The following is a 1,617-nucleotide window of genomic DNA, read 5'->3' as shown; positions in this document are numbered from 1 at the left end:
CGGACCCAGCCGGGTCGCACCGGCCGGTCCCGGCGGGTCCCGGCGGGTCCGGGCCCACCCGCCCGGCACCGGGATCACAGGGCCGGGAACGCCCCGCGTCGCGGCCGTGGTTCGCGACGCCGCACCGCCGGGTACGCCCTTCGTCCGGGCCCCGGTCGTGACATCGCAGGCCCCCCTCGGCCTGCGGCCGGGCGGTCGGCTGCCCGGCCGTGCGCGGGATCACGCGGCCCGGCTCGTCACAGCGCTCCCATGCGCCGTACGGACTCCTCCAACAGGGCCGCGCTCGTACCGAAGTTGAGCCTGGCCCAGCCGGGCGCGCCGTACTCCTCGCCGTCCGAGAGCCGCACCCGTGCGCGTTCCTCCACGTACGCGGCCGCCGGGACACCCTCCGGGGCCACGCCGCGCAGGTCGACCCAGGCCAGGTACGTGGCGTCCGGCGGTACGTGGCCGGCGCCCGGCACGTGCTCGGCCAGCAGCCGCGTGAGCAGATCGCGGTTCGCGCGCAGGTGGGCGCGCAGGTCCCCCAGCCACGCGTCGCCCTCCGCGAAGGCCGCCTGGCCCGCGAGCACTCCGAGCAGCGCTATGCGGAACGGGAGCAGCTCCGGCAGCCCGCGCAGCGCCGCCGCGGCCGCCTCCGTGGCCGGCAGCATCAGCGCGCACTTGAGCCCGGGGATGTTGTACGCCTTGGACGCCGAGGTCATCACCACGGTGCGGACCCCGTCCCCCTGGGGGACGGTCGCGTACGGGACGAACGGCGACCGGCCGCCGGCGTCGCCCGGGGCGTCCCCCGCCGCGGGCGCGGCGCCGTCGAGGACCAGCGGCGCCCAGATCTCGTCCGCGATCACCGCCACGCCGTACTCCGCCGCGAGGGCCGCCACCGCGGTCAGCTCCGTACGATCGCCGAGGTACCCGGTGGGGTTGTGCGGGTGGCACAGCAGCATGGCCGTGGCGCCCCCGGCGAAGGCCCTGCGCAGCCCCTCCAGGTCCCTGCGCGGGCCCTCGGGGGTGGCGAGGAGCGGTACGGGGGCGATCGCCCGGCCCGTCTCGCGCAGGACGCGGAAGTAGGGCCCGTACGCGGGGGTCTCGACGACCACCCGGTCGCCGGGGGCGGTGAGCAGCCGCAGCGCCTCCACGACCCCGACCATGACCTCGGAGACGGGGACGAAGGCGGCCGGGTCCGGATGCCAGTCCCAGTGCCGGCCCGCGAACGCGGCGAACGCGGCGGGCAGGCCGAGGGCGTCCGGCGGTGCGTAGCCGAGGTCGCCGTCGGCGAGCGCGCGCTCCAGGGCGGCCGTCACGGGCGGGGCGGTCGCGAAGTCCGTCTCGGCGACGGACAGCGACAGGACGTCGTGCGGGACACCGCCCCACTTGGTGTTGTGGCGGCGGCGGAGCTGGGCGAGGTCGACGGTGTCGAACGGGGAGGGGCGGTCGGACGTGTGCGGCACGGTCACTCATTCCTGGCGGTCGCGGGCGGACGGGACGCGGTGCGCACCCGGCCGGGCGCGCTCGGGCCCGGCCGGGCCCGGGACGGACCGGGTGGGGTCCGGCTCGGGCGGCCGGTCCGGGCGGCCGACAACGGCAGGCTATGCGTCCGCCGCGGGCGGCGGTACGGGCGGG

At 78.2% G+C, this 1,617-nt stretch carries 1 protein-coding gene; it reads right to left on the bottom strand.

Annotated features, from left to right (window positions below):
• Positions 1-236 precede the first annotated feature (236 nt).
• Positions 237-1,445 carry a MalY/PatB family protein gene (locus tag L1885_RS28120; protein ID WP_235799963.1) on the bottom strand — a complete coding sequence of 403 codons (1,209 nt, stop codon included), beginning with the start codon at positions 1,443-1,445 and terminating at the stop codon, positions 237-239.
• Between the last annotated feature and the right edge of the window lie 172 nt (positions 1,446-1,617).

The sequence above is a fragment of the Streptomyces fuscigenes genome (assembly GCF_021556455.1).
In the GTDB taxonomy this organism is placed as follows: domain Bacteria; phylum Actinomycetota; class Actinomycetes; order Streptomycetales; family Streptomycetaceae; genus Streptomyces; species Streptomyces fuscigenes.
This window is presented reverse-complemented; position numbering and strand designations above follow the sequence as displayed.